This window comes from Kineococcus sp. DHX-1 (genome assembly GCF_042473625.1).
In the GTDB taxonomy this organism is placed as follows: Bacteria; Actinomycetota; Actinomycetes; order Actinomycetales; family Kineococcaceae; genus Kineococcus.
In genome coordinates this window covers 2,343,452-2,368,696 of the sequence record NZ_CP170445.1, presented here as the reverse complement: position 1 = coordinate 2,368,696, position 25,245 = coordinate 2,343,452, and the positions used below count along the sequence as shown (strand labels likewise).

Below are 25,245 nucleotides of genomic sequence, written 5' to 3'. Positions count from 1 at the left end.
TGGACGGCGGCTCCGTCGCCGTCCCGAGTGGCTGGACACTGCACGTCGTTGCAGGACAGACGCTTGAACTGGCCATGGCGGCGCGCGGACGAGGAACCTCAGGCTCGGGGTCCTCAGGGTTCAGACCGCCAGGACAGCCCCTGCGTGGCTGACCGCGACCGTGTGGACCACGTACCCGGCCTCGTCGAGGGAGTGCAGCAAGAAGCTGGTCGGCTCGGCGAGGTACCCCGGCGGCCGATCGCCGGCCATCTCCAGTGCGCTCTGACGGAAGGTGCTCGGCGCCAGGGACACGATCGCCCCGGCCAGGGTTCCGGTCACCTGCCGGTGGACGTGACCGGCCAGCAGCCCGCGCACCTGCGCGTGCCGGACCAGCACCTCCCGCAGGTCGTCGGCGTCCAGCAGACCCATGGCGTCCAGGAAGGGGATGCCCACCGCGATCGGTGGATGGTGCAGGACCAGCAGCGTCGGTGTTCGCGGACGGGTCCCGAGCTCCCCCTCGAGCCATCTCAGCTGCTCACGGCCCAGCCGGCCGGCGCCGCGCACGTCGCTGCTTCCCGGCCCTGGTTCGACGAGGGAGTCCAGCACGACCACCCTCGCCTCCTCACCCTCGACGACGTACCGGATCTGCCCACCACCGGCGTCACGGACAGCGTCCAGGCCCGGCAGGTGAGCGGTGCCGGCGAAGGTGGCCAGCAGCGGAACCCTGCGGTCGTGGCGCGGTTCCGCGGGAGTTCTCGATCAGGTTCGGCCGGCTGGTGTTCAGTGCCGGCGCAAGACCTCCGAGTGCCCGCGGCCCTGGTCGCCGGGAGCATCGGCCTCGTCGGTCCGCCGCGGCACAGGACGGGTGAGTTCCACGTCGAGTCCTGCGGTGGGCGGCGCCGGCGACGCGTGCCGACAGGTCACGGCCGGTGCTTCGACGTGACCTGCGCGCGACGGGGTGCTTCCGTGAGGATCGCCCGCGCGGTGGACTCGGCGTCCAGGTGCGTGGTGTCGAAGTACCAGCCGAGTGCGCTGAGTTCGTCCGCGATGGTGGCGTGCAGACCCGAGATGTCGTAGTCGACCTGCTCGATGCCGGGGCGTCGGGTGTTGCGCCGACTCGCGGTCGCCAGGTCCGGCGCCAGGGTCACGAACCACACCGGCGCCGGCGTCAACCACTGCACCATCGCCTCCGCCATGACCGCATCGGCGACGACGTGGTCGACGACGGGGAAGAAGCCCGCCTCGGAAAAGGAACCGGCGAGCAGGCACACGTTGCGGGCGCGCAGCACGAGCTGGGCCCGAGCCTCCTCGGCGGGCTCGTCGACGGGGCCCACCCAGCCGCTGCGGACCATCACCGCCACCGCGTCAGCGTCGACGACGGCACTACGAGGCAGTGCACCGGCCACCAGAGCGGCGACGGTGGACTTGCCGGCTCCGGGAACCCCGGAGAGGACCAAGCACCCGCGGGACCCGTCGATGGGGCCGTCCGTCGCTCCGTGGGTCACCGCTCGCACGATGGCACCCCTCCTGGACCTGCGCACAACCATCACCGAGACGGCATGCGCCCCGTCGCCTATCCTCGAACACGTGTTCGAGAAGTCGCGCGCGGTCCGCCACGGCCCGCCGGGGTGGCCCCAGGAGGTCCCCCCGCCGGACGCGCAGGACGTGGAGGACTGGCGCGTGGACGCCGTCGCCTGGCTGCTGGACCAGGCGCCGCCGGAGTACCGGACCTACCCCGCGGCGCGCCACCAGCCCGTCCTGCTCGTCTGGCTGGTCAAGCACCACGTCGCCGCGCAGCGCGACGCCGTCCGGCGCGCCACGAGCACCGCCCGGCGGGACCTCGCGCACCGGCTGCCCCCGGAGGCCGCACCCGGCGTCTTCGACGTCCTGGAGCGAGAGGACCTGCGGTTGCGGCGCGTGGCCCGGGCCGTCGACCTGCTCGACCAGGCGCTCGACGGGACGCGGTTCGTGCCCCGTCTGTGAGCCGCTCGTGAACGGTTGACCCGGCCGGGCGGGTTCGCGACCCCGGTGTCGCAGGCGGCTCCTAGACTCGCCGGGTCCGTCCGCCCAGCCACAGGAGGCCACCCCGCATGGGGCTGCTCGAGTCCATCCAGGGTCCGTCCGACCTCAAGGCCCTGGCCCCGGAGCAGCTGCCGGAGCTGGCCGGGGAGGTGCGCGACTTCCTCGTCGCCGCGGTGAGCCGGACGGGCGGTCACCTCGGCCCCAACCTCGGCGTCGTCGAGCTGACGATCGGCCTGCACCGCGTCTTCGACTCCCCGCGCGACCGCATCGTCTTCGACACCGGCCACCAGAGCTACGTCCACAAGCTGCTGACCGGCCGGCAGGACTTCAGCCGGCTGCGCGAGGCGGGCGGCCTGTCCGGGTACCCCTCGCGGGCCGAGAGCGAGCACGACGTCGTCGAGAACTCCCACGCCTCGACGTCGCTGTCGTGGGCGGACGGCCTGGCGAAGGCGTTCGCGCTGCGCGGCGAGCGCGACCGCACGGCCGTGGCCGTCATCGGCGACGGCGCGCTGACCGGCGGGATGGCCTGGGAGGCGCTGAACAACATCGCCGCCTCCGACCGGCCCGTGATCGTCGTCGTCAACGACAACGAACGGTCCTACGCCCCGACGATCGGCGGGATGGCCTCCCACCTCGCGACCCTGCGCACGACGCGGGAGTACGAACGCCTCCTGGACTGGGGCAAGCAGTCGCTGCGCAGGGGCGGGGCTCCGGGGCGCCTGGCCTACGAGACGCTGCACGGCGTCAAGAAGGGGCTGAAGGACATCGTGGCCCCGCAGGGGTTGTTCGAGGACCTCGGCCTGAAGTACGTCGGACCCGTCGACGGGCACGACACCGAAGCCGTGGAACACGCTCTGCGGCGGGCGAAGTCGTTCGGCGGCCCGGTCATCGTCCACGTCATCACGCAGAAGGGCCGCGGGTACCAGCCGGCCCTGGCCGACGACGCCGACCACTTCCACGCCGTCGGGGTCATCGACCCCGAGACGGGGGAGGCGCAGGCGAGTTCCGGGGCCTCGTGGACGAGCGTGTTCAGCCGGGAGATCACCGAGATCGCCACGACCCGCCGCGACGTCGTCGGCGTCACCGCGGCCATGCAGATCCCCGTCGGCCTGCAGGAGTTCGCCGACGCGTTCCCCGACCGCGTGTTCGACGTTGGCATCGCCGAGCAGCACGCCGCCACCTCCGCGGCGGGCATGGCCGCGGGCGGTCTGCACCCCGTCGTGGCGGTCTACGCGACGTTCCTCAACCGCGCCTTCGACCAGGTGCTCCTCGACGTCGCCCTGCACCGCGCGGGCGTCACCTTCGTCCTGGACCGCGCCGGCGTCACCGGCCCGGACGGCCCCAGTCACCACGGCATGTGGGACCTCGGCCTGTGCCGGCTGGTCCCGGGGCTGCGGCTGGCCGCACCGCGCGACGCCGAGACCCTGCGCGAGGAACTGCGCGAGGCCGTCGCCGTCGAGGACGCCCCGACCGTCGTCCGGTTCGGCAAGGGCAAGGTCCCCGCGGCCATCCCGGCGATCGCCCGCTCCGGCCACGCCGACGTCCTCGAGGGTGACGCGTGGTCCAGGGGCGACGACGTGCTGCTCGTGGCCGTCGGGGCCCTCGTCCCGCGGGCCCTCGAGGTCGCTCGTCGGGTCCGCGAGCACGGTGTCGGCGTCACCGTCGTGGACCCGCGGTGGGTCGTGCCCGTGGACGAGGCGCTCGTCGACCTCGCGGCGGCGCACTCCCACGTCGCCGTGCTCGAGGACGGCGGCGAGGTCGGGGGCGTCGGCTGGGCCCTGGCCGCCGCCCTGCGGACCCGCCGGGACGCCACCGCGGTGCAGGTCTTCGCTCTGCCGCAACGGTTCCTGGACGTCGGGGACCGCGAGACGCTCCTCGACGAGGCGGGCCTGGCCCCGCAGGACGTGGCCCGCTGCGTCGTCGAGGCGGTCGCTCAGCAGACCCGCTCGAGCGCCTCGTCGGCGACGGCCGAGGAGTCCCCGACGACGAGCACCCCGCGCAGCGCGGCGTTCCCCTCGACGTAGGCGCCGGTCTCCGCGGGCGTGCAGTCCACGGGGACGAGCAGCAGCGGGGCGCCGTTGACGGCCGCGGCCGGTACGGCGGCCAGGGCGTCGGGGAACGTCCGGCCCGTCGCCACCACCGCGACCTGCGACTGGGCGTGCACGGCGCGGGCGACCGCGGCGGACGTCGCGTACCGGTCGGCGCCCGCGAGGCGCGTCACGGCGTCGGGAGCGGACAGGAACAGGTCGGCGCGCGCCGCCACGGCCGCCGAGACCGAGTCGGTGCTGCCGATGACGGTGGCGCGGGCCCGTTCGGCGGCGCTGAGCCAGGTCGTCACCGGGTCCGGCAGGCGGTCCGGCGCCGTCAGCAGCAGCGGTTCACCGCGCCACCCGGCCAGGGCCGCTCCGGAGACCGCGTCGGGGAAGGCGTCCCCGCGGGCCAGCACGAACGACGCCTGCTGGGCGGGGAAGAACTTCTGCGCCACCGCGACGGCCGTGGCGTACCGGTCCGCGCCGGCGGTGCGGTCCACGGTCACCGACGGCAGCAGCGCGCGGACGGCGGCGAGCACGGCGTCGGGGACACGCTCGGTCCCGCCCACGACGTGCACGGACGAGGGCTTCAACCGCGTCAGCTCGGCGCGGGTCGCCGCCGGCAGCCCGCTCGCGGCGGTGAGGAGCAGGGGGCCGTCGAGGTTCGCGGCCGCCGGTCCGGCGGCCAGGGCGTCGGCGAACGACTCACCGCTGGCCAGGAAGACCGTCGAGCCCGTCGAGGGTGCGAACGACCCCCGCGAGACCAGCGCCGCCGTCGCGTAGCGGTCCGCCCCGTCGGCGCGGACCGTGCCGCTGTAGACGAACGGGGTGCTGACCGCGTGCGCGGCCGGGGCGAACGACAGGCCGCAGACCGCCGCCAACGCGCCCACCACCCCCGCGATGTGACGCTTGGTGAACATGGTGTGACTCTACGAGGAGCTCACTCCCGCACGTCAACGGCGCCGCGGTGCACCGGGAACCCCTCGGCGATCCACCGCTGCACACCGCCGACGAGGTCGGTCGCCCGGCGCAGCCCCACGGCCCGCAGCGACGCCGCCGCCAGTGAGGAGCTGTACCCGTGCCGGCACACGACGACCACGCGCAGGTCCGGCCCCGTCGCCTCGGGGATCCGGTACGGGCAGGTGGGGTCCAGCCGCCACTCCAGCACGGTCCGGTCGATGACCAGTGCCCCGGGGAACTCGCCCTGTGCCGCGCGGTGCGACGGCGTCCGGGTGTCCACGACGAGAGCCCCGGCAGCCTGCTCGGCGAGCAGCTCCGACGGGCTCAGCCGGTCCAGTCCCGCCCGCACCCGCGCCAGGTGCTCGGCGGCGCCCACTCAGGCCGCTTCGCGCGCCTGCAGGGCGTGCTCGAGCATCTCCGCCATCCGCCACGCCTCCGACGGCGAGAGGTGGAAGCCGAGTTCGCGGTGGGTGCCCAGACCGGAGTAGATCGCGATGCCGGACAGGTTCGGCTCGTGACCGTCGTCCTCGATGACGCTGAGGCAGATCCACGGCTTCATGCCGGGACGGAAGTGCGCCATCCGCAGCGGCGGCACGTGGCGTTCGCCCTTGAGGTAGGGGACGAGCATGCGCGCGTACGCGAGGTCGTAGACCTCCGTGCGCCCTTCGGCGCGCAGGAAGACGTCGTTCCCGCGGATGGTGATGGATTCAGCGGCTGTGGCCCCGAGCTGCACACCGCCCATTCCACCGGACGAAGGGCTCCGTGTCTCGTTCGTTACCGGATCCCCACGGGCTACTGCCCCTCGGCGAGCACCTTCTCGACCAGGTCCGGGCTCGTCGGCGCCAGCGCGACCTCCTCGCGGGTGACGACGACGGGCCGGCGCAGACCCCGGTCCGCCGGGTCCGTGGCCGCCCACGCCGCGCCCACGTAGGCGGGGTCGATGCGGGCCAGGTCGAACCAGCCGCGCGTCCGGTCCGGGACCGCGACCGCGCGCAGGACGTTGCCGGGCGTCCGGTCCGGGCCGGCCACGAGGTGCTCGCGCAGCGCCCGCGAGGCCAGCAGCGTCGGGACGTCGCAGCCGCCGACCGGACGCAGCACCCCCGCCGTCGGGGTGCCGGTGTCCCGCAGCAGACGCTGCACGACGAGGGCGCCGATGTCCTCCAGGCGCGCGAGGTCGCGCTCGGCGACGGTGGTCGACCGGCCGGTGGCGCGTGCCGAGGCGACGGGCAGCGGCAGGGTGCGTTCGGAGCGGCCTCGCGGGACGACGACGCCGAGCCCCAGGTGCAGCGCGCCGCCGAGGACGGTCCCGTGGGTCCAGCCGGAGCCGGGGTGGCGGTCGGCACCGGCCGGCACGGCCAGCGGGACCACGCGGGCGGTGCCGGAGTGCAGTTCGAGGTGGGCGTGCAGGACGTCCCCGACGCGCAGGCGCGTGACGTCCTCGTCGCCGTCGGTCGCGGCGGAACCGGCGGCGCGCGCGAGGTCGGCCCACTCCAGCGGGATGCACCCGGGCAGGCGGACGCCGTCGTCGTCGAGGTCGACGTCCAGGTCGTCCACGACGCTCGTGGCCAGCACGCTGCGTCGCAGGATGGCCCGGACGGGGGGCGGCTGTTCGGTGCTCACGTGCCCGACCGTAGGCGAAACGGGCCCCGGTGCAGCGTCGTCGTCGCCCGGACGGGTCAGCGTGTCGCGAGGTGGAACCAGACGGTCTTGGCCGGTGACCCCTCGTCGCGGGGTTGGGGCCACCACGTGGCGCTCTCGTCCTCGGCCTGCCCGCCGACCTCGTCGCTGCGGTAGACGCCCCAGGCGGTGGCGAGGGCGTCGACGAGCGCGATGCCGCGACCGTCGGTGGCCTGCGGCGACTGCGCCCGCAGCGTGGGGACGCGGTCGTCGCCGTCGGTGATGCCGACGAGGATGCCCTCCTCGTCGTGGGTCAGGGACAGCACGACGGGACCGCGGCCGTGGTCGAGCGCGTTCTGCACGAGTTCGCTCGTGAGGAGTTCGGCGATCCAGCGCCGGGCGACCGGCAGGTGCTCGTCAGGGCAGTGGTCGCAGACCCAGTGCCGCGCCATCGAGGCGGCGGACAGCTGCTCGTCCAGGGTGAGACGTTCCACGTCAAGCTCCGTCACCGTCGACACCGTCACCGCTTCGTGACCGGGACGACCATCCCCCACTCGGGCGAACCCGGCAAGGCGAACGGTGTCGTCGTGCTCGGGCGACGACCGTCAGGCGTCCACGGCTGCGGCGGTGTCCTCCACCACGGCGTCCGCCATCGCCTGCACGAGCGGGGCGGCGACGAGGTCCAGCTGCCAGCCCCGCGCCCCGCGCGCGGCCAGCGCCTCGCGGACGGAGGACTCCCCCAGCGGGCTCGGCGGCGCCCACGCGAGGCGGCGCAGCGCGTCGGGCTGCAGCAGGTTCTCCACCGGCAGTCCGTGCTCGTCGGCCACGGCCGTCACGGCGGCGCGCGCGGCGTTCAGCCGTGCCGCGGCCTCGGGGTCCTTGGCCGCCCAGGCGCGCGGCGGCGGGGGACCGTCCCCGCGCGGCTGGTGGGCCGGCAGGTCGGCGTCGGGCAGCGCCTGGCCGGCGGCGACGGCGTCGGCCCACAGCGACAACCGGGACCGGGACGCTCGTCCGGTGAACCCGGACGTCGCCGCGAGGGCCTGCGGGGTGCGGGGCATCGCCCGGGCGGCCGCCACGATCGCCGAGTCCGGCAGCAACCGGCCGGGGGAGGTGTCCTTGCGCCGCGCCTCGGCGTCGCGGGCCAGCCACAGTTCGCGCACGACGGCCAGCTGGCGGCGGGAGCGGACGGCGTGCAGCCCGGAGGTCCGACGCCACGGCTCGGCCGGCGGCGGGGGCGGGGGAGTGGTCGCGACGTGCTCGAACTCCTGTTGGGCCCACTCCAGCTTGCCCTGCGCCGCAAGGCGTTCGGCGAGCGCGTCGCGCAGCTCGACGAGGACCTCGACGTCGAGGGCCGCGTACGTCAACCAGGGTTCGGGCAGCGGCCGGGTCGACCAGTCGACGGCCGAGTGCTCCTTGGCCAGCCGCAGGCCCAGCAGTTCTTCGACGACCGCGCCGAGGCCCACGCGCGGCAACCCCGCGATCCGCGACCCCAGTTCGGTGTCGAACAGGGTGCTCGGGTGCATGCCCAGCTCCGCCAGGCAGGGCAGGTCCTGGTTCGCAGCGTGCAGCACCCACTCCACCCCCTGCAGCGCCTCACCGAGGGAGGACAGGTCCGGCAGGGCGGCGGGGTCGATCAGGGCGGTGCCGGCCCCCGCGCGGCGCAGCTGCACGAGGAAGGCGCGCTGCCCGTACCGGTAGCCCGACGCGCGTTCGGCGTCGACGGCGACGGGGCCCGTCCCGGCCGCGAACGCAGCGACGACCTGCGCCAGCGCGGCCTCGTCGGCCACGACGGGCGGCAGGCCGTCGGCGGGGGCCGACAGCAGCGGCAGCTCAGGTTCGGCGACCTGTTCCTGCTGCTCCGTCGGCGTGTTCGTCACCGCACCACCGTACGTGACCGGTGGTGCGCTCAAGTCACTGGATCACACCTGCGCGCAGGGTGATCGCGACCATCTCGGCACGGTCGCCCGTGCCGAGCTTGCGGGCGATGCGGGCCAGGTGGCTCTTGACCGTCAGCGCGGACAGGCCCAGCAGGGCACCGGTGTCCTTGTTGGAGCGGCCGTCGGCGACGTGCTGCAGCACCTCGACCTCGCGCTCGGACAGCGAGTCCACCCCGGACTCCCCGCCGCGGCCCTCGAAGCCGACGCCCTCGGGGCGCGTGGTGACGAGGTAGCAGCGGACGCCGGCCGCGACCGCACCGCGCACGGCGAACGGGTCGGCGTTCGAGGACAGCACGACGCAGCGGTTCCAGCCGGCCGCGCGCAGCTCGGAGACGAGCTGGGCACCGGAGCCGTCGGGCAGCCCGGCGTCGGCGATGAACAGGGCGCGCGGACCCGTGCGGGCCATCGCGCGGGCCTGGGCCACGCTCGTGGCGTGCTCGACGTTCACGGCGCCGAGCATGCGCAGCGTGCGCGTCACCGATTCGCGCACCGCGGGGTCCGCGACGGCGACGAGGGCCGCGAAGCGGCCGAGACGGGAAGGAACGGCCATCCCGGGGCGTTCGACGAGCGCAGTCACCGTCGTCCTCCTGCAGGCGATCGGGCGCACCCCTGGCGGGTGCACCTCTGGTACTGAGGAGGTGATCGGCCACCCGGGGGCGGTCCTTGAACGTTTGCGCGTCAGCGCGTGGATCAGAGGGTGCGGCGGCCGAGGGACACGACGCCCTCGGGCAGCGGCGGCAGCCCCGCCACCGTGCAGACCAGCTCGCCCCACGCCTGCAGGTGGGCCGGCAGTCCCGCGGGGTCGCGGGGCGTCCACGACGCCCGCAGCTCGACGTCCACCGACGCCTCCCGGTCGGCGAGGGCGCCGTAGCCCTCGGACAGCACCCGCGTCACGGTGCCGCCGACCCCGGTCGCCTCCGCGCCGGCGTGCGCCAGACCGTCCTCCAGCCAGGACCAGCCGACCTGACCCAGCAACGGGTCGGCGCCGAGTTCGGCCTCGAGGTCGGCACGTGCGTACGTGACGACCCGGAACTCCCCGCCCCACTCCTGCGGCGCCGACGGGTCGTGCAGCAGGATGAAGCGGCCGGTGGCGAGCTCCTCGCCGTCCAGGACCACGTCCCCGGCCACGGCCCACGCGTGCGGCGCGATACGCGCGGGCGCCGGGACCTCGGTCAGCACCAGTTCCGATCGCAGCCGGACCTCGCGCACCGCCGCCACGGCCGCCTCGAAGGCGACGGGGACGCCGGGCGCACCAGGTCCTGAGCGTCCTCGGTGAGCGGTCACGCCAGGGAGCGTAGGCATCCCCGCCCCCGGCGGCGGTGCAGCCACGCCGTGGGAGCATCGCGTCCGTGCCTGACCAGAGCGTGCCCGACCAGACCTCCCCGTACCTGCACGCCGCACGCGGCGGGACCAGCCCCTCCCGCACCCCGGTCTGGTTCATGCGCCAGGCGGGCCGCTCCCTGCCGGAGTACCGCGCCGTCCGGGCAGGCACCACGATGCTCGAGTCCTGCCGCCGCCCCGAGCTCGTTGCGGAGATCACCCTGCAGCCGGTCCGGCGCTACGACGTCGACGCGGCCGTCTTCTACTCCGACATCGTCGTCCCGCTGGAGGCGGCCGGCGTGGGCGTCGAGATCGTCCCCGGCACCGGTCCCGTCATCGCCGAACCCGTGCGCACCCGCGCCGACCTCGACCGCATCCCCGAGCTCACCCTCGACGCCCTGCAGCACATCACCGACGCCGTGCGGCTGACGACGGAACAGCTCGGGGACGTCCCCCTCATCGGGTTCGCCGGCGCCCCCTTCACCCTCGCCAGCTACCTCGTCGAGGGCGGGCCCTCGCGGGACCTGCTGCACACCAAGGCGTTGATGCACGCCGACCCGCAACTGTGGCACGACCTGGCTGCCCGCCTGGCCCAGATCACCGGCACGTTCCTGCGCGCCCAGGTCCTCGCCGGCGCCTCCGCCGTCCAGCTCTTCGACTCCTGGGTCGGGTCCCTGCCGCTGGCCGTCTACGAACGGCTCGTCGCCCCGCACTCCGCGACCGCTCTCGGCGCGGTCCGCGACCTCGGCGTCCCCCGCACCCACTTCGGCACCGGCACCGGGGAACTGCTCGGCGCGATGGCCGCCGTCGACGGCGGCGTCGACGTCCTCGGCGTCGACTTCCGCGTGCCGCTCGACGTCGGCGCCGCCCGTGGCCGCGAAGGGGCCGGCCGCCCGGTCGCCGTCCAGGGCAACCTGGACCCCGCGCTGCTCTTCGCACCGTGGGAGGTGCTGCGCGAGGACCTGCACCGGATCCTGCGCGAGGGCGAGCGCGCCGGCGCCGGGCACGTCGTCAACCTCGGCCACGGTGTCCCGCCGACCGCCGATCCCGACGTCCTGCACCGCGTCGTCGAGGAGGTCCACGCGTGGCGGAGCTGACCACGCAGGCCCCTCACCGTCGTCACGTGGTCGTCGTCGGCGCGGGCCTGTCCGGGCTCGTCGCCGCCCGCGACCTCCTCGAGCGCTGCGACGTCACCGTCCTGGAGGCCGGCGACCGCGTCGGCGGTGTCCTGCAGCGCGCCGACGTCGGGGGACTGACCGTCGACCTCGGCGCCGAGTCGATGCTCGCCCGCCGGCCCGAGGGCACGACCCTCGCCCGCGAGCTCGACCTGCCGCTCGTCCACCCCGCCACCACGAAGGCCTCCGTCGCCACGGCGGCCGGGCTCAGCCCGCTGCCCGCCGGGACCCTCATGGGCGTGCCCCGCTCGGCCGATTCCGTCCAGGGGCTGCTCAAGCCTGACGCCGTCGAGCGCGTGCGCACCGAACCCGACCGACCCGCGGCCCCCCTCGAGCACGACGTGAGCGTCGCCGACTACGTGGCCGACCGCGTCGGGCAGGACGTCGTCGACCGGCTCGTCGAACCGCTCCTCGGCGGGGTCTACGCCGGGCACGCCCGACGACTGTCGTTGCAGGCCACGGTTCCCGCGCTCTGGCAGCACGCCGTCCGCGGCGGCTCCCTGCTCAGCGGACTCGGCCCCGCGCCCACCGTGACCGGACCCGTCTTCGCCGGCGTCGAGGGCGGCCTCGCGCGCCTGCCGCTCGCGCTGCTCGAGCACCTGCTCGCCCACGGCGCCGACGTGCGGACCCGGACCCCCGTGCGCGACCTGACCCGCACCGCCGACGGCTGGCGCGTCCGCACCCCCGACGGGGTCGTCGACGCCGACGCCGTCGTGCTGGCCGTCCCCGCCCCGGCCGCCGCCCGGCTCCTGGCCACCGAGGTGCCCGCCGCCGCGGCCGAGCTCGCCGACGTCGAGACCGCGAGCATGGTCATCACGGCGCTCGCCGTCCCGGCCGCCGACCTCGACGGGCTGACCGGGTCCGGCGTCCTCGTCCCGCCCGTCGTCGGGGCGGGCCGAGGGCTGCGCGCCAAGGCCCTGACGCTGTCCGGCCGCAAGTGGGGCTGGGTGGGCGCGCAGAGCGACGAGCTCGCGGTCCTTCGCGTCTCCCTGGGCCGGGCCCGGGAGACCGAGGCGCTGGAGGCCGACGACGCGGACGTCGTGCGTTGGGCGACGCAGGACGCCTCCGCCCTGCTCGGTCGCGACCTGGACCCGGTCGACCAGACCGTCGTGCGCTGGGTGGACGGCCTGCCGCAGTACGCTGTCGGGCACCTGGACCGCGTCGCCCGGCTGCGCGTCGCGGTCGGCGCCGCGGGGAACCTCGCCGTGTGCGGGTCCGTCCTGGACGGCGTCGGCGTCCCCGCCTGCATCGCAGCGGCCCACCGGGCGGCCGCCGAGGTGGCCTGAGGAGCCCTGGGGGACACTGGGGTCATGTCCGACACGACCACCACCACGGGCCCGACCGCCGACGAGATCAACGACACCATCGCCTACGCGATGTGGTCGGTGTTCGCCGTCGAGACCACCCTCGGTGACGCCGACCGGGCCGAGATGACCGACGAGGTCGCGGGCCTGCTCGAGGAACTGACCGGCAAGGGCCTCGTCGTCCGCGGCCTCTACGACGTCGCCGGTCTGCGCGCCGACGCCGACGTCATGGTCTGGTGGTACGCGCCGACCATCGAGCTCGTCCAGGAGGCCTACCGCCGCCTGCGCCGCACCCGTCTCGGGCGCCACCTCGCACCTGTCTGGTCGGTCGTCGGCCTGCACCGCCCCGCGGAGTTCAACCGCGGCCACGTCCCGGCCTTCATGTCGGGGGAGCGGGCGCGCGACTACGTCTGCGTCTACCCGTTCGTGCGGTCCTACGACTGGTACCTGCTGCCCGACGCCGAGCGCCGGACGATGCTGCGCGACCACGGGCTGGCGGCCCGTCCCTACGAGGACGTGCGCGCCAACACCGTGTCCGCGTTCGCGTTGGGCGACTACGAGTGGGTCCTCGCGTTCGAGGCCGACGAGCTGCACCGCATCGTCGACCTCATGCGCGACCTGCGGGCCACCGAGGCCCGCCGTCACGTCCGCGAGGAGGTCCCGTTCTTCACCGGGCCGCGCGTCGAGCTGCCCGAGCTCGTCAACGCCCTGCCCTGAGGGACCTCAGACCTGGCGGTAGTCCGCCTCGGAGTCGGCGTCACCCGCGCGGGTGGCGTCGACGTCCGGTTCCTCCTGGGCCAGCCGCTCGTCGAGGGTCTCGGAGTCCCGGTCACCGTCCTCGATGATCTCGGCGGTGAAGTTGCTGAGCCGGTTCTCCGGCTCCCAGCCCTGGTCGTCCTGGTCGTCGCGCATGAGCGTGTCGGTGGACAGGACCTCGGGGTCGTCGGCCGAGGGGGACGCGTCCGAGTCGACCTGCTGGAGGTCGGGGTCCGCCAGCGGGTCGACATCGGGATCGCGGGGTTCGTAGGGCTGCTCGCTCATGCAGCCCACCCTGCCTCAGGCCTGCGTCGGCCGCAGGCTGAGGCTGATCGAGTTGATGCAGTAGCGCTGGTCCGTGGGCGTGGGGTAGCCCTCGCCCTCGAAGACGTGACCGAGGTGCGAACCGCACGTGGCGCAACGGACCTCGACGCGGCGCATGCCGAGGGAGTGGTCCTCCAGCAGTTCCACGGCGTCGGAGTCCTTGGGGTCGAAGAACGACGGCCACCCGCAGTGCGAGGCGAACTTCTCCGAGCTCGTGAACAGCTCCGCCCCGCACGCGCGACAGGCGTACACGCCCTCGGTCGTCGTGTCCTCGTACTCACCCGTGAACGGGCGTTCGGTCCCGGCCTGGCGCAGCACCTGGTACTCCTGCGGGTCCAGCTGCGCGCGCCACTCCGCGTCCGTCTTCGTCACGCTGTACGTCTTGCTGCTGGTCTCCGGCGTGTGCGCAGTCATGTCCCTCTCAACCCCTCCGGCGCGTGCGGTGTTCCGTGCGGTGTTCCGTCAGCCCAGGCGGGCCGTGCCCGCGTAGACGTGCAGGACGGGCACCCCGAGGCTGTCCCGCGCCCGCGACGCCCAGTCGGCGTGGAACGTGTCCTCGACGGCGTGCGGACGGGTGACGACGACCAGCTCGCGGGCGTCCGGCTCCTCGGCCAGCGCAGTGCGGACCGCGGGCATCGGGTCGTCCTCGGTGGTCCTCCCCTCGGCCGTGAGCCCTTCGGCGCGCAGCGCCTCCACGGTGGCGCGCAGGGCGGTCTCTGCGTCGGCGCGGGCCTCCTGCGCGTCCGGCTTCCCGGCGCGCAGGTCCGCGAGGGCCTCCTTCAGCTCCCCGAGGCTGAGTCGGTCCACCACGTCGGCCAGGAGGCTGCGCTGGGTGTCGGCCGGGACGAGGACGAGGTGGCGGACGTCCTGTCCCTCGGCGCGTTCGGCGGCGTGCAGCTGCGCGACGTTGCGGGCGTCGACGTCGCCGAAGGCCTCCTCGGTGAGCACGACGACGGTCCACGGCGAGGCGTTCTCAACAGGCACGTCCCGACCCTAGTGGGGGCGGGTGGGCCCGGCAGCCCGGTGTCGGGCAGGATCGGGGCCGTGATCGCGTCGACACCCCGGGGCCTGAGCAGTCGTGCGGTGCCGCGGTGGGTCGCCCCCGCGGCCCTCTTCGGGGTGGCCGGGGTGGCGCACTTCCTGCGCCCCCGGGGTTTCGACGTCATCGTCCCGCGCGCCCTGCCCGGCCCGGCGCGGACCTGGACGCTGGCCTCGGGAGTCGCGGAGCTGGGCCTGGCGGCCGGCTACGCGGTGCCCGCGACGCGACGCGCCACCTCCCGCGCGGCCGCCGCCTTCCTGGTGGCCGTGTGGCCCGCCAACGCCCAGATGGCCGTCGACGCCTGGCGTTCCGGCTCGACCCGCGCCCGCGTCGTCACGACGGTCCGGCTGCCGCTGCAGGTCCCGCTGGTCCGGCTCGCCCTGCGGGGCGGTGCGTGAACGGCCGCCGCGCCGCCGCGGTCGGGGCCGTCGCGACGGCCACCGCCGCGACGGTGACGGGAGCCGCCCTCACCGCGACCGCGGTGTCCTTCGCCCGCGCCGTCGTGACCCCCCGCCGCCACAAGCCCGACGACCTCGAGGTCCTGCAGGTCGGCCCCCGCCGCGTCGTGCTGTCGGCCACGGTCGACACCGTCGTGCCCGGCCGGTACGGCGTCTGGACCGACGGCGGCCGCGGGCACTTCCGGGTCGGGGAGATCCTCGAGAGCCGTGAGGGACGCGTCACGCGCGAGCTGCTCGGGGTCGACGCGGGCGTCCCCGCCCCGGGCCGGGCGCGCTGGAACCAGTACTACTTCGCCGGTGACCCGACCGCGGCCCTCGGCCTGCCGCACGAGGACGTCCTCGTCCCGAGCGACGTCGGCGCCCTGCCGTGCTGGTCGGTGCCGGGTCCCGTCGACGGTGCCTCGGGCACCTGGGCGGTGCTCGTCCACGGTCGCGGGGCGACGCGTGAGGAGGCGCTGCGCGCCGTTCCCGTCCTGCACGGGCTGGGGGTGCCGTGCCTCGTCCCCGCCTACCGCAACGACGCCGACGCCCCGACCGTGAAACCGGGGCTCTACGGCCTCGGGGACACCGAGTGGCGCGACGTCGAGGCCGTGGCCCGGTACGCCCTGGACCGCGGTGCGCGACGGCTCCTCCTCGTCGGCTGGTCGATGGGCGGCGCGATCGTCCTGCAGTTCGTGGCCCGCTCGCCCCTGGCCGAGCACGTGACGTCCCTCGTGCTGGACGGTCCCGTCGTCGACTGGTTCGACGTGCTGGACCACCAGGCGCGCCAGGCCGGTGTCCCGGTCCGACTGGGCCGCTTGGGGGTGCAACTGCTCGGCCACCCCGTCGGCCGTCGCCTCGTCGGGGTTCCCGGGCCCGTCGACCTGCGGGCGATGGACTGGGTGCGCCGGGCCGAGGAACTGCAGCTGCCGGTCCTGCTCCTGCACTCCGACGCCGACGACTACGTGCCGTCCGGGCCCTCGCAGCGGCTGGCGCAGGCGCGTCCCGACCTCATCACCTACGTCGCCAGCAGCACTGCGCGGCACACGAAGGAGTGGAACGTGGACCCGCAGGGCTGGGAGTCCGCCGTCCGGGGGTTCCTCACCCCGGGGTTGGAGGCGGACGCGTGAGCGTGGCCCACGCGCTGTGGACGACCGGGCCGGGCCAGGTCGAACTGCGCGAGGAACTGCTGCCCGTGCTGGGCACCGCCGACGTCGAGATCCGGACGGAGTTCTCGGCCGTCAGCCGCGGGACCGAGGCGCTCGTCCTGGCCGGCGCCGTCCCCTCGAGCCAGCACGACACCATGCGGGCCCCGTTCCAGTCCGGGGAGTTCCCGTTCCCCGTGAAGTACGGGTACCTGTCCGTCGGAACGGTGGAGCAGGCCGGTCCGCGGGCCCAGGACCTCGTGGGGCGCAGGGTGTTCTGCCTGCACCCGCACCAGGACCGCTACGTCGTACCGGCCTCGTCCGTGCTGCCCGTGCCCGCCTCGGTCCCACCCGGCCGGGCGGTGCTGGCCGGGATGCTGGAGACCGCGGTGAACGGCGTCTGGGACGCCGGCCTCGGCATCGGCGACCGCGTCAGCGTCGTCGGAGCAGGGGTCCTCGGACTGCTCGTGGCCACGCTCGCCGCGCGCGTCCCGGGCACCGACGTCGAGGCCGTCGACGTGCGCACCGACCGCGCGGGGACCGCGGAGCGGCTGGGGTTCCGGCTCGTCGCGCCCGACGACGCGCGGCGCGAGCGTGACGTCGTCCTGCACACCAGCGGAACGGGTCCGGGACTCACGACGGGGTTGCAGCTGCTCGGCGACGAGGGCCTGCTGGCGGAGATGAGCTGGTACGGCGACCGCAGCGTCGAGGTCGGCCTGGGGGAGGGTTTCCACTCCCGGCGGCTGACGATCCGCGCCTCGCAGGTGGGGCGGGTGCCGCCGGCCCGCGCGCCGCGGTGGACGACGCGGCGTCGGCTCGCGTTGGCGCTGGACCTGCTCTGCGACGAGCGGTTCGACGCCCTGCTCGACGGGGTGACCCCGTTCGAGCGGTCCGCGGAGGTCCTGCCCGGGATCGCCGCCGTGGGCGGCGACGCCCTCTGCCACCGCTTCAGCTACTGAGGAGTTCGGCATGTTCTCGTTGACGGTCCGCGACCGGTTCATGGTGGCCCACAGCTTCACCGGCGAGGTGTTCGGCCCGGCCCAGCGCCTGCACGGAGCGACGTTCGTCGTCGAGGCGACGTTCCGACGCGCCGAGCTCGACGGCGACGGCCTCGTCGTCGACATCGGCGTGGCCTCGCAGGTGCTGCGCGCGGTCCTCGCCCAGGTCGAGTACCGCAACCTCGACGACGTCGAGGAGTTCGCGGGGCAGAACACCTCCACCGAGTTCCTCTGCCGCTGGATCGCCGACCGCCTCTCGGTCGACCTGGGACCCGCCGTGGCCGGGCTCGCCGGGATCACGGTGCTCCTGCGCGAGTCCGACGTGGCGTGGGCGGCCTACGAGAAGGAGCTGTGAGGTACCTCCTCGCCCCCGACCTGTCGACCCCGACGGGCGGAAACCGCTACGACGCCGAACTCCTCGCCCGGGGGGTCGTCGACCGGGTCGTCGGATCGCTCGGGGAGGTTCCCGACGGGGCCTCGGTCCTGCTGGACGGTCTGGTGGCCTCCGCCCACCCGGACCTGCTCGCCGCGCACTCCGGCCGCGTGCGGCTCGTCCTGCTCGTGCACCTGCTGCGCTCGGACGACGTCCCGCCCGAACCGGTCCTCACCGACGAGGTCCGGTCGCTGCGTCTAGTCGACGCGGTGGTGGTGCCGAGCCGCAGCGCCGCGCGACGGGTTCTCGAGGTCTCCGGGGTCCGCGCCGTCGTCGCCGAACCCGGGACGGTCCCGGCCCGACCGTCGGTCGCGCGAGGGGCGCACCGCCTCCTGTCCGTCGGGACCGTCGGTGGGCGCAAGGGCCAGCGCCTCGTCGCCGAGGCCGTCGCGCGCCTCGGGGGCCCGTGGTCGTTGCGGTGCGCCGGAACCGTCGCCGAGGGTTTCACCCTCCCGGGCACCACGCTGCTGGGGCCGGTCGACCACGATGCGCTGCAGGCGGAGTGGGACCGGGCCGACCTGCACGTCCTGCTGTCGGAGGCCGAACCGTACGGCATGGCCGTCGCGGAGGGCCTGGCCCGCGGCGTCCCGTCGCTCGTGGCCGACCGCGGGGAACTGCCCGACCTCGTCGGCGGGGCGGGGATCGTGGTGGGACGTGACGTGGACGACGTCTGCACCGCGCTGGAGCGCTGGGCCGGTTCGGCGGACCTGCGTGCGGCGACGCGCCGGGCGGCGGTCGACCGGGAACTGCCGACGTGGGACGAGACCGCGCGGATCGTGAGGGAGACGCTGTGACCGGACTGGAGAACTTCGACCCCGACTGGCTCGCGCTGCGGGAACCGGTGGACCACGCCGCCCGCTCCCAGCGCCTGGAAGGGCTCCTGGCGGCCCGGTTGGCCGACCGGGAACGTGTCCGGGTCGTGGACCTCGGCGCAGGGTCGGGGTCCACCCTGCGCCACCTCGCGGCGCGGTTGCGGGAGCTCGGCGTGGCGGCCGAGCAGCAGTGGGTCCTCGTCGACCACGACCGGGCCCTCCTCGCCCGTGCGCTGGCGACCCCCGTCGCCGCGGCCGCCTCGGTCACGACGGCCGCCGTGGACCTCGCGGACCGGGACGCGCTGCGGGAGGTGCTGTCCGGTGCGGACGTCGTCGTGGGGTCCGCCCTGCTCGACGTGCTGCCCGGCCCCGTCGCGACGGGTCTCGTCGAGGTGCTCTCCACTCTCGACCCGAGGCCGGCGGTGCTCTTCGTCCTCACCGTGTCCGGAGGGGCGACGAGCGAACCCGCGGTCCCGGGGGTGGCGGAGGCTTTCGACGCCGACCAGCGGGCCCACGGCCTGGGCCCGGACGCGACGGGTTTCGTCGCCGACGCCCTCGCGGCGCACGGCTGGTCCGTGGAGCGGGACGAGACGCCGTGGCGATTGGCCCCCTCGCCCCTGCTCGACGCCTGGGCCGAGGGTTGGTTCGCCGCGGCCGGCGTGCCGGTGCAGCCGTTGTCGGCGGCCGTCGTCCCGCACGAGGACCTGCTGGCGCAGTAGACGTTCAGGCGCGGCGGGCGACCAGGGAGAACATCAGGGGGCACTCGGCGGAACCCTCCGGGAGTTCCCATCCCCGGTCGCCCGGCACGAGGGACGGCAGCGCCTTCCACGGGATCGAGCGGTGTTCCTGGAACGCCACGATCCGCAGTCCCGCCTGGAGGACCGCGCCGACGACCTCGCCGAGGTCGTGCGTCCACTGGTACGTGACGGCGTTCTGCATCCGGGTGCCGCTCGCGTAGGTGGTCCCGTCGTCGAACCGGCGCGGACCGCCGTCGGAGAAGTACGGCTCACCGAGGACCAGGAGGTCGTCGTCCCGGTCGTGCTGCAGGGCGCTCATCGTTGGGTGGGCGTCGTGGACGAGGAACACGCCGCCCGGTCGCAGGAGGCGGGCCACCGCCTGCGCCCACGGCCGCAGGTCCGCCAGCCACGTGAGCACCCCCACCGACGTGAGCACCACGTCGAACTCCCGGCCCAGGGCGTCGGGGGCGTCCTCGTTCGTGGTCTGCACGAACGAGACGTCCGGCAGCCCCGCCCGGGCGGCGAGCCGGCGCGCGGTCGTGACCGCCTCCCCGGACAGGTCGGTGCCGACGACTCGGGCGCCCCGGCGGGCGAGGCTGATCGTGTCCGTGCCGATGTGGCACTGCAGGTGCACGACGTCGAGACCGTCGAGGGAACCGCCGGGCAGGTGGGGGCGGAGGACCTCCGCCTCCACCCCGACCCCGACGGCGTGCGGGTCGTCCGCGAACGCCTCGGCGTCGTAGGCGACGACGTGGTCGGCGACGCGCTCGTCCCAGTTGCGCATGTTGGTGGCGATGCGGTCGTCCACGGGAACTCCTCCGGGGTTCTCAGGTGCGGCGCGAGGCCTGGACGCAGGGCACGCAGCCGCTGGCCTGGGGCAGGAACTCGAGGCGTTCGGCTGGGATGGGGTTCCCGCAGTGGACGCACAGCCCGAACTCGCCCGCGTCCATGCGGGCCAGCGCGGCGTCCACCTCCTGCAGCGTGCGACGTGCGCCGGCGACGCGGGTGGCCTCGGCGGGGTCCGATTCCATCGTCTGCAGTTCCTCGGCCGTGAGCGACTGCAGGAAGGCTCGACGGTCAGCGCGAGTCTCCTCGAGCGCCGAACGCAGGTCGGCAGGACCGGGCAGTCCGTGGGCGACAGTCGGTGTCGTCTGCGTGGTCGTGGTCATCTGGACTCCTCGGGAACTCGGCAGAGAAAGAAGAAGGACGCCTCGCGGATGCGCGGCGCCCTGGGAACGGTGATCTCGGTGTGGATCAGTCGTCCGGGGGCGGAGCCTCGGGCGCGTGTGTCGCAGTGACTCGGGGGTCCACCCCGAGCTCGCGACGTCCCGCCTGTGCTGCCATGCGTGCCACCCTAGCCGGGGAACGGGGGACGTCCACCGGGTTTCCCCGGCGCAGGGCCTGCACGAGCGTCAGGTAGGGGACCCCGACGAGGTTGGCGCCGAGGAGCAGTGCCACGCTCGGGGGCGACCACCCGTGACGGCGGACCGAGGCGAGCGTCCCCGCGGTTCCGATCGCCGATCCACCGAGGAACAGTCCCACGACCTCGACGGCCGGGACGCTCCGGCGCAGTTCCAGCGTCACGGCTGCCGCGCCGGGCAGCACGCTGGCCACGGCCGCGACAGCGAGGTCGACGTCCTCGGACTGCCGTCGAGTCAGGGCCCGGACGACGAACACCGTGACCGAGGAGACGTCGAGCAGGAACACGCCGAGCAGTGCCCGGCGCGACCTGACGGTCCGGCGATCCACGAGACTCCTAGAACGGTGGTGGGTCGTCGGCGTCGCGGGCAGCGCGCAGCGCCACGACCCGCCGGGCGCGGTCGTCGACGTGCTCCCACACGAACTGGGTCTTGAACCGGTGGTGCGTCCGGCACAGGGCTTGCAGGTTGTCGGCGGTGGTGGGGCCGTCGGGCCAGGGCACGACGTGGTCCAGGTCGCAGTCCGCGGCCGGGCGCACGCACCCCGGCCCGCGGCAGGTCCCGTCGCGGGCGACGATGAACCGCCGCAGCGCCGCGGAGGGGCGGTAGACGTCAGCAGCGACGTCGACGACGTCCCGGGTGCCGGGGGCGACGATCACCTTGCGCCAGGTGGCGTCGGGGTCGGCGGCCAGTTCCCGCGCGGTCTCGATGCTCACCGGTCCGAGGCCGTCGACCCACGCTGAGTCCTCGGGAAGATCCCCGCCGTCGTGGCCGTCGGTGCCGAACAGGGTGGTCGCATCGACGCGCAGCAGGACGTGGACGCTGGTCGCGGGCCGGTGACTGCGCCCGGTGGTGACGGGGTGGTCCTCATCGGCCGGGCGCTGGTGGGTCTGGTCGGAGACGGCCGGGGTCCACCGGGTCAGGCCGTCGCGCAGGACGTCGACGAGGGCGTCGTTGACCCTGGTGGCGTGGTCCCGGTCGTCGTGGACGCCGTGGGCCGTGGTGTGGTCGGTGGTGGCGTCGGCGCAGGCGGTGGCGGACGTCATCAACCGCCGCCCCAGGCCCAGGGGGAGCTTCAGGGACAGGTGGGCGGTGGCGCCGTCCTCGCAGTCGGTCAGGACCGCTTCGCGTCCGGGGTGGCGGGTGTGCCGGACGACGCGTTCGTGGTGGGGGGTCATCCGTTCCAGCAGCCGGAAGCAGCGGCCGTGCAGGGCTGAGCCGACCTTGCCGTCGCGGGCCCAGGCCAGGGCGGTGGTGTGGAACGCGTCGAGCGCCGCAGTGAGAGCCTCACCGTCCAGCAGGGCCGCGCCTTCGGTGATCGTCCCGTTCGCGTTCGTGGTGTCGGCGTCTGCGGTGAGGGTTGCGGTGCGGGCGGCCAGGCGGCGGGACTGGGCCAGGATGGTGCGGGCTTGGCGGGCGGTGACCTGTCCGGCGGCGACGGCTTCCCAGACGGGGCGTTCGGCGGTGCCGGCGGTGTGGGCGGTCCACACGTGGGTGAGGGCCGACTGCGATGGGGACACCGCAGCTGCGGGAGTGGTGCAGGGCGACGACTTCGACGGCGGCGCGCAGCGGGTTCCAGGGGGCGAAGTCGTGCCCGCGCAGGCGCAGGGTGACCTGCTCGCGGCGTTCGATGAGTTCCCCGGCCTGGTCGGGGTGGGGGTGGGTGCTGAGTTGGGTGATGAGGTCGGCCAGGCCGAGCAGTTCGGCGGCGTGGGCCTGGTCGGCGGCGCGGCGCAAGGCAGCGAGGTGGGCGTCGACGTCGATGTCGGTGAACCCGTCGGCGTCCAGCGGCAGGACGGTGTGCGTCACCTGCTCCTGAATCGTCGCCGTCATGTCCTGATCCTACCGCCCAGGATTCGTTCGAACAAGGTGAACACGCTGTGCCGCAGCGGTTTCCGCGAGTCACGGCAGTGTGGTGGTCGCCCTCGGTGTCAAGGATTCGTCAACGCCCGTGGGCCTTGCGCACGACAAGGGCCACACTCGACGGATGGCGCGCGCTGAAGAACTCGGGGAGCACGGCGGAGGTTTCGTCCCGGCGTCGGAGGTCCCCGACGACATCCGCGAACTCCTCGAGCTCGGCGGGGAGAACCGCCTCGAGGGCCTGCGCCGCTTCTCGGACTGGGTGCAGCGTCGAGCACCTCAGGCAACGTCCAGAGAACCCGGAGAACGTCCCCAGCCCGCAGGAGCACCGTGGTGGCCGTGGACCCGCGGAGCCGCGGGTCGTGGAGACTCGACGGAGGACACGATGGCCAAGCAGCGCATCGGACGGGGCCCGCTCAGCGTCGCCCTCGAGGACCAGGGCACCACCCACCCGCGCCTGTACGTGCGCGACGGCAGCGGACTCGTCATGGTGCTCCCCGTCCACGTCGACGCCCTGCCCGACGTGCGCCGGCACCTCGAGGAGCCGGTGGGCGAGGAGCTGTGCGACGTCGAGCTCGTCGACGAGGCCGGCGCCGTCGCGAGCCGCTGGGGGAGCTTCGCCCACCGCGGTCAGGCGGCCGCGCTGGCCGTCGTGCTGCTGGGCTCGGACCGCACCCTCGTCGACGCCCGCATCGTCGCCCGCGACGGGGGCCACCGCGGCGAGGAGCTCGAACGCGTCCGCTGCCACCGCCTCCCCGTCGGCAGCTGGGCCTGAGTCAGCGGACGACCCAGTCGAACGCCTCGGCGCGGGACCGCGCTCCCTGCGCCGCCTTGGAACTGCTGCGCTCACCGAGGTCCGCGACGACCTGCTCCGCCAGGCGCACGACGTCGGCGAACGCTGACGGGGTCAGCCACGACGGGCGCAGACCGAACAGCAGGTCCTCGGTGGCGGTGTTCCCGCTCGCACCCGGTGCGAACGGGCACCCGCCGAGGCCCCCGAGCGTCCCGTCGACGAACGCGGCCCCCGCCTGGACCGCGGCCAGGGCGTTCGCGACGCCCTGACCCCACGTGTCGTGCCCGTGGAAACCGGTGCGGCGTGGGGGAGTTTCGGCCCGCACCCGGGCCACCAGCGACCCCACCTCGCCCGGCGTCGCCTGCCCCAGCGTGTCGCACACGACGACGTCGACGGTCCCGGCGGTCCGCGGGTCGGCCGCGATCCGCACGACCTCGTCGGGGTCCACGGGTCCGTCGAACGGGCAGGTGAAGCTCGTGGCGAGCGTCAGCTGGACGCGGCCCCCACCGGCGGCCGACACCCCGTCGGGCACGGTGTCGAGGCTCGCCTCGGTGCTGCGTCCCAGGTTCGCGCGGTTGTGCGCGTCGGACACCGACAGGCAGTACTGGAAGTTGGTGGCCCCCCGCTCGGCCGCCCGCCGGACGTGGCCGGGCGTGGCCACCCACACCCAGCAGCGTTCGAGTTCCTCCGGGGTCAGCGCGTCCACCACGTCCAGGGTGTCCGCCAGCGTCGGGACGAGGTCCGGCCGGGCCATCGACCCGATCTCCAGCGAGGGCACCCCCAGCGCGAGGAGTTCACGCACGATCTCGACCTTGCGCTCCGTCGAGGGTGCCCGTCCCACGAGCTGCAGCCCGTCCCGCAGGGTCACGTCCCGCAGTTCCACGCCCCACGAACCCGGGTCGGTGCTCACTCCTGCGCCTCCAGGAACTCCTCGATGCGGGGACCGTCCCAGCCGAGCACGTCGCCCAGCACCTCGCGCGTGTGCTGGCCGAGGTCGGGTCCGAGGCTGCGCACGGGCAGCGACGTCGGCCCGAACAACGGCACGATGCCGGGGAACGCCACCTCCTGCGGCCCGTTCCCGGCGTCGACGGTGAGGTGCTGCACCATCCCGCGGGCCGCGAACTGCTCGTCGGCGAGGATGTCGGCGGCCTCGTGGATGGGGCCCGCGGGAACTCCCGCGCCGTCGAGGACGGTGAGCACCTCGGCGCGGGTGCGGGTGCCCGTCCACTCACCGATCGCCGCGTCGAGCTCGTCGCGGCGGGTCCAGCGGGCCGGGTTCGTCTGCAGTGCCGGGTCGGCCGCGAGGTCCGGCCGGTCGATCGCGGCCATGAAGCGGGCGAAGATCGCGTCGCCGTTCCCCGCGATCACGACCTCGCCGTCTCGGCAGGCGTAGGCGTTGGTCGGGGCGATGCCCTCCATGCGACCCCCCACCCGCCGCCGGGTCACACCGTGGGCGGAGTGGTCGGGCAGCAGGGACTCCATGACCGACAGGACGGCCTCGTTCAGCGCGACGTCGACGTGCTGGTGCACCGGCCCCAGCGGTGCGCGGCCCGTGGCGGCGCGGCGGTCGCGTTGCAGGAGCGAGGTCACCACGCCGAACGCCGCGTACAACCCGGCGATGGAGTCCCCGATCGAGACCCCCGTCCGGGACGGCGGCCGGTCCGGTTCCCCGACGAGCGCCCTAAGGCCGCCGTGGGCCTCCGCCACCGCCGCGAAACCCGGACGCGGGGCCAGGGGACCGGTCTGCCCGAACGCCGAGACCCGGGCCACCACCAGGTCGGGGTTCGCCGCCTGGAGCCGCTCCGCGGACAGGCCCCACCGGTCCAGCGTCCCGGGGCGGAAGTTCTCCAGCAGCGCGTCGCTGTGGCGGACGAGGTCCAGCACGACGTCCTGGCCCGCCTCGGTCCGCAGGTCGAGCACGATGGACCGCTTGCCCCGGTTGAGCGTCCGGTAGAGCAGGGAGGTCTCCCCGGCGTGCAGGCGCCACTGCCGCAGTTCGTCGCCCGTGCGGGGCCGTTCCACCTTGACGACGTCCGCGCCGACGTCGGCCAGCAACCGCCCCGCGGTGGGTGCTGCGATGTAGTTGCCGAGTTCCACGACCCGCAGGCCGGCCAGCGGGAGTTCCCTCCGGTCGTCGGTCACGCGCACT

General features: G+C 74.6%; 32 protein-coding genes. 13 read left to right on the top strand and 19 right to left on the bottom strand.

The features are described 5' to 3' along the window. Positions 1-120: 120 nt before the first annotated feature. Both ACFEMC_RS11470 and ACFEMC_RS11465 read right to left on the bottom strand, forming a co-directional pair. Complete coding sequence (locus ACFEMC_RS11470) at positions 121-591, bottom strand: hypothetical protein (protein ID WP_380176443.1); 471 nt, start codon at positions 589-591, stop codon at positions 121-123. Positions 592-899: 308 nt separating this feature from the next. Next, positions 900-1,484: a phosphotransferase gene (locus ACFEMC_RS11465; RefSeq protein ID WP_380176441.1), complete on the bottom strand. Its 585-nt coding sequence runs from the start codon at positions 1,482-1,484 to the stop codon at positions 900-902. 82 nt (positions 1,485-1,566) lie between these two features. Between ACFEMC_RS11465 and ACFEMC_RS11460 the strand changes: the two genes are divergently transcribed. Then, a complete protein-coding gene (locus tag ACFEMC_RS11460) occupies positions 1,567-1,962 on the top strand; it encodes a hypothetical protein (RefSeq protein WP_380176439.1) in 396 nt (131 codons plus the stop codon). Between the two features lie 107 nt (positions 1,963-2,069). Continuing rightward, complete coding sequence (gene dxs / locus ACFEMC_RS11455) at positions 2,070-4,025, top strand: 1-deoxy-D-xylulose-5-phosphate synthase (protein ID WP_380176437.1); 1,956 nt, start codon at positions 2,070-2,072, stop codon at positions 4,023-4,025. Here dxs and ACFEMC_RS11450 read toward each other — a convergent pair. The 8 genes from ACFEMC_RS11450 to ACFEMC_RS11415 form a co-directional block, all read right to left on the bottom strand. Further along, entirely contained in the window at positions 3,935-4,951 is a 1,017-nt protein-coding gene (locus tag ACFEMC_RS11450; RefSeq protein ID WP_380176435.1) for a cell wall-binding repeat-containing protein, read from the bottom strand. The two genes, dxs and ACFEMC_RS11450, sit on opposite strands and share 91 nt — an antisense overlap. Positions 4,952-4,971: 20 nt before the next feature. Further along, a complete protein-coding gene (locus tag ACFEMC_RS11445; RefSeq protein ID WP_380176433.1) occupies positions 4,972-5,367 on the bottom strand; it encodes a rhodanese-like domain-containing protein in 396 nt (131 codons plus the stop codon). After that, positions 5,368-5,724, bottom strand: coding sequence for a hypothetical protein (locus ACFEMC_RS11440; RefSeq protein ID WP_380176431.1), 357 nt, complete (start codon positions 5,722-5,724; stop codon positions 5,368-5,370). It lies immediately after the preceding gene. Between the two features lie 59 nt (positions 5,725-5,783). Next, positions 5,784-6,611, bottom strand: coding sequence for a hypothetical protein (locus ACFEMC_RS11435; RefSeq protein WP_380176429.1), 828 nt, complete (start codon positions 6,609-6,611; stop codon positions 5,784-5,786). Between the two features lie 56 nt (positions 6,612-6,667). Continuing rightward, on the bottom strand, positions 6,668-7,102 hold the full coding sequence (locus ACFEMC_RS11430) for an ATP-binding protein (protein ID WP_380176427.1): 435 nt from the start codon (positions 7,100-7,102) through the stop codon (positions 6,668-6,670). 111 nt (positions 7,103-7,213) lie between these two features. Further along, positions 7,214-8,485: an HRDC domain-containing protein gene (locus ACFEMC_RS11425; protein WP_380176425.1), complete on the bottom strand. Its 1,272-nt coding sequence runs from the start codon at positions 8,483-8,485 to the stop codon at positions 7,214-7,216. A 34-nt stretch (positions 8,486-8,519) separates the two neighbouring features. Next, a complete protein-coding gene (locus tag ACFEMC_RS11420) occupies positions 8,520-9,122 on the bottom strand; it encodes a response regulator transcription factor (RefSeq protein ID WP_179754984.1) in 603 nt (200 codons plus the stop codon). A gap of 113 nt (positions 9,123-9,235) precedes the next feature. Beyond that, a complete protein-coding gene (locus ACFEMC_RS11415) occupies positions 9,236-9,847 on the bottom strand; it encodes a DUF3000 domain-containing protein (RefSeq protein WP_380176422.1) in 612 nt (203 codons plus the stop codon). A 47-nt stretch (positions 9,848-9,894) separates the two neighbouring features. Here ACFEMC_RS11415 and hemE point away from each other — a divergent pair, with 47 nt between their 5' ends. From hemE to hemQ, 3 genes are read left to right on the top strand one after another with little or no spacing between them, the layout of a single operon-like run. Continuing rightward, a complete protein-coding gene (hemE, locus tag ACFEMC_RS11410) occupies positions 9,895-10,962 on the top strand; it encodes a uroporphyrinogen decarboxylase (protein WP_380176421.1) in 1,068 nt (355 codons plus the stop codon). After that, positions 10,950-12,326 (top strand): protoporphyrinogen oxidase, encoded by a 1,377-nt coding sequence (gene hemG / locus ACFEMC_RS11405; protein ID WP_380176419.1) that lies wholly within the window; start codon positions 10,950-10,952, stop codon positions 12,324-12,326. Before hemE ends, hemG begins: the two co-directional genes overlap by 13 nt. Positions 12,327-12,350: 24 nt before the next feature. After that, the gene (gene hemQ / locus ACFEMC_RS11400; protein ID WP_380176418.1) at positions 12,351-13,061 is read left to right on the top strand and encodes a hydrogen peroxide-dependent heme synthase; all 711 of its coding nucleotides are present in this window, start codon (positions 12,351-12,353) and stop codon (positions 13,059-13,061) included. A 6-nt stretch (positions 13,062-13,067) separates the two neighbouring features. Here hemQ and ACFEMC_RS11395 read toward each other — a convergent pair whose 3' ends face one another. From ACFEMC_RS11395 to ACFEMC_RS11385, 3 genes are read right to left on the bottom strand one after another with little or no spacing between them, the layout of a single operon-like run. Continuing rightward, positions 13,068-13,385: a hypothetical protein gene (locus ACFEMC_RS11395; RefSeq protein ID WP_380176416.1), complete on the bottom strand. Its 318-nt coding sequence runs from the start codon at positions 13,383-13,385 to the stop codon at positions 13,068-13,070. A gap of 15 nt (positions 13,386-13,400) precedes the next feature. Beyond that, positions 13,401-13,838 (bottom strand): peptide-methionine (R)-S-oxide reductase MsrB, encoded by a 438-nt coding sequence (msrB, locus tag ACFEMC_RS11390; RefSeq protein ID WP_380176414.1) that lies wholly within the window; start codon positions 13,836-13,838, stop codon positions 13,401-13,403. A 48-nt stretch (positions 13,839-13,886) separates the two neighbouring features. After that, complete coding sequence (locus tag ACFEMC_RS11385; RefSeq protein WP_380176412.1) at positions 13,887-14,408, bottom strand: hypothetical protein; 522 nt, start codon at positions 14,406-14,408, stop codon at positions 13,887-13,889. A 99-nt stretch (positions 14,409-14,507) separates the two neighbouring features. Here ACFEMC_RS11385 and ACFEMC_RS11380 point away from each other — a divergent pair, with 99 nt between their 5' ends. Genes ACFEMC_RS11380 through ACFEMC_RS11355 form a run of 6 tightly spaced genes read left to right on the top strand, consistent with a single transcriptional unit; the run spans position 14,508 to position 19,007 of the window. Further along, positions 14,508-14,861: a hypothetical protein gene (locus ACFEMC_RS11380; protein ID WP_380176410.1), complete on the top strand. Its 354-nt coding sequence runs from the start codon at positions 14,508-14,510 to the stop codon at positions 14,859-14,861. Next, positions 14,858-16,030, top strand: a complete 1,173-nt coding sequence (locus ACFEMC_RS11375; RefSeq protein ID WP_380176408.1) for an alpha/beta hydrolase family protein — start codon at positions 14,858-14,860, stop codon at positions 16,028-16,030. The genes ACFEMC_RS11380 and ACFEMC_RS11375 overlap by 4 nt, the downstream gene beginning before the upstream one ends. Continuing rightward, the gene (locus ACFEMC_RS11370) at positions 16,027-17,004 is read left to right on the top strand and encodes a zinc-binding alcohol dehydrogenase (RefSeq protein WP_380176406.1); all 978 of its coding nucleotides are present in this window, start codon (positions 16,027-16,029) and stop codon (positions 17,002-17,004) included. Before ACFEMC_RS11375 ends, ACFEMC_RS11370 begins: the two co-directional genes overlap by 4 nt. 10 nt (positions 17,005-17,014) lie before the next feature. Next, complete coding sequence (locus ACFEMC_RS11365; protein ID WP_380176404.1) at positions 17,015-17,398, top strand: 6-pyruvoyl tetrahydropterin synthase family protein; 384 nt, start codon at positions 17,015-17,017, stop codon at positions 17,396-17,398. Further along, positions 17,395-18,270: a glycosyltransferase family 4 protein gene (locus ACFEMC_RS11360; protein WP_380176402.1), complete on the top strand. Its 876-nt coding sequence runs from the start codon at positions 17,395-17,397 to the stop codon at positions 18,268-18,270. The genes ACFEMC_RS11365 and ACFEMC_RS11360 overlap by 4 nt, the downstream gene beginning before the upstream one ends. Continuing rightward, positions 18,267-19,007, top strand: a complete 741-nt coding sequence (locus ACFEMC_RS11355; protein ID WP_380176400.1) for an SAM-dependent methyltransferase — start codon at positions 18,267-18,269, stop codon at positions 19,005-19,007. Before ACFEMC_RS11360 ends, ACFEMC_RS11355 begins: the two co-directional genes overlap by 4 nt. A 4-nt stretch (positions 19,008-19,011) precedes the next feature. On the opposite strand, the gene ACFEMC_RS11350 is transcribed toward ACFEMC_RS11355, so the two are convergent. From ACFEMC_RS11350 to ACFEMC_RS11335, 4 genes are all read right to left on the bottom strand, one after another. Further along, entirely contained in the window at positions 19,012-19,833 is an 822-nt protein-coding gene (locus ACFEMC_RS11350; protein WP_380176398.1) for a class I SAM-dependent methyltransferase, read from the bottom strand. A gap of 19 nt (positions 19,834-19,852) precedes the next feature. Beyond that, a complete protein-coding gene (locus tag ACFEMC_RS11345; protein WP_380176397.1) occupies positions 19,853-20,194 on the bottom strand; it encodes a TraR/DksA family transcriptional regulator in 342 nt (113 codons plus the stop codon). Positions 20,195-20,279: 85 nt separating this feature from the next. Beyond that, positions 20,280-20,774, bottom strand: coding sequence for a hypothetical protein (locus ACFEMC_RS11340; protein ID WP_380176395.1), 495 nt, complete (start codon positions 20,772-20,774; stop codon positions 20,280-20,282). 7 nt (positions 20,775-20,781) lie between these two features. Further along, a complete protein-coding gene (locus ACFEMC_RS11335) occupies positions 20,782-21,963 on the bottom strand; it encodes an HNH endonuclease signature motif containing protein (RefSeq protein WP_380176394.1) in 1,182 nt (393 codons plus the stop codon). Between the two features lie 13 nt (positions 21,964-21,976). On the opposite strand from ACFEMC_RS11335, the gene ACFEMC_RS11330 reads away from it, so the two are divergent. Together ACFEMC_RS11330 and ACFEMC_RS11325 are read left to right on the top strand one after the other, a co-directional pair. After that, on the top strand, positions 21,977-22,444 hold the full coding sequence (locus tag ACFEMC_RS11330) for a hypothetical protein (RefSeq protein WP_380176392.1): 468 nt from the start codon (positions 21,977-21,979) through the stop codon (positions 22,442-22,444). Further along, positions 22,431-23,078 (top strand): hypothetical protein, encoded by a 648-nt coding sequence (locus ACFEMC_RS11325; RefSeq protein WP_380176390.1) that lies wholly within the window; start codon positions 22,431-22,433, stop codon positions 23,076-23,078. The genes ACFEMC_RS11330 and ACFEMC_RS11325 overlap by 14 nt, the downstream gene beginning before the upstream one ends. Before the next feature lies 1 nt (position 23,079). Here ACFEMC_RS11325 and ACFEMC_RS11320 read toward each other — a convergent pair whose 3' ends face one another. Both ACFEMC_RS11320 and ACFEMC_RS11315 read right to left on the bottom strand, forming a co-directional pair. Further along, positions 23,080-24,006 (bottom strand): hydroxymethylglutaryl-CoA lyase, encoded by a 927-nt coding sequence (locus ACFEMC_RS11320; RefSeq protein WP_380176388.1) that lies wholly within the window; start codon positions 24,004-24,006, stop codon positions 23,080-23,082. Then, positions 24,003-25,238, bottom strand: coding sequence for a CaiB/BaiF CoA transferase family protein (locus ACFEMC_RS11315; protein ID WP_380176386.1), 1,236 nt, complete (start codon positions 25,236-25,238; stop codon positions 24,003-24,005). The genes ACFEMC_RS11320 and ACFEMC_RS11315 overlap by 4 nt, the downstream gene beginning before the upstream one ends. Between the last annotated feature and the right edge of the window lie 7 nt (positions 25,239-25,245).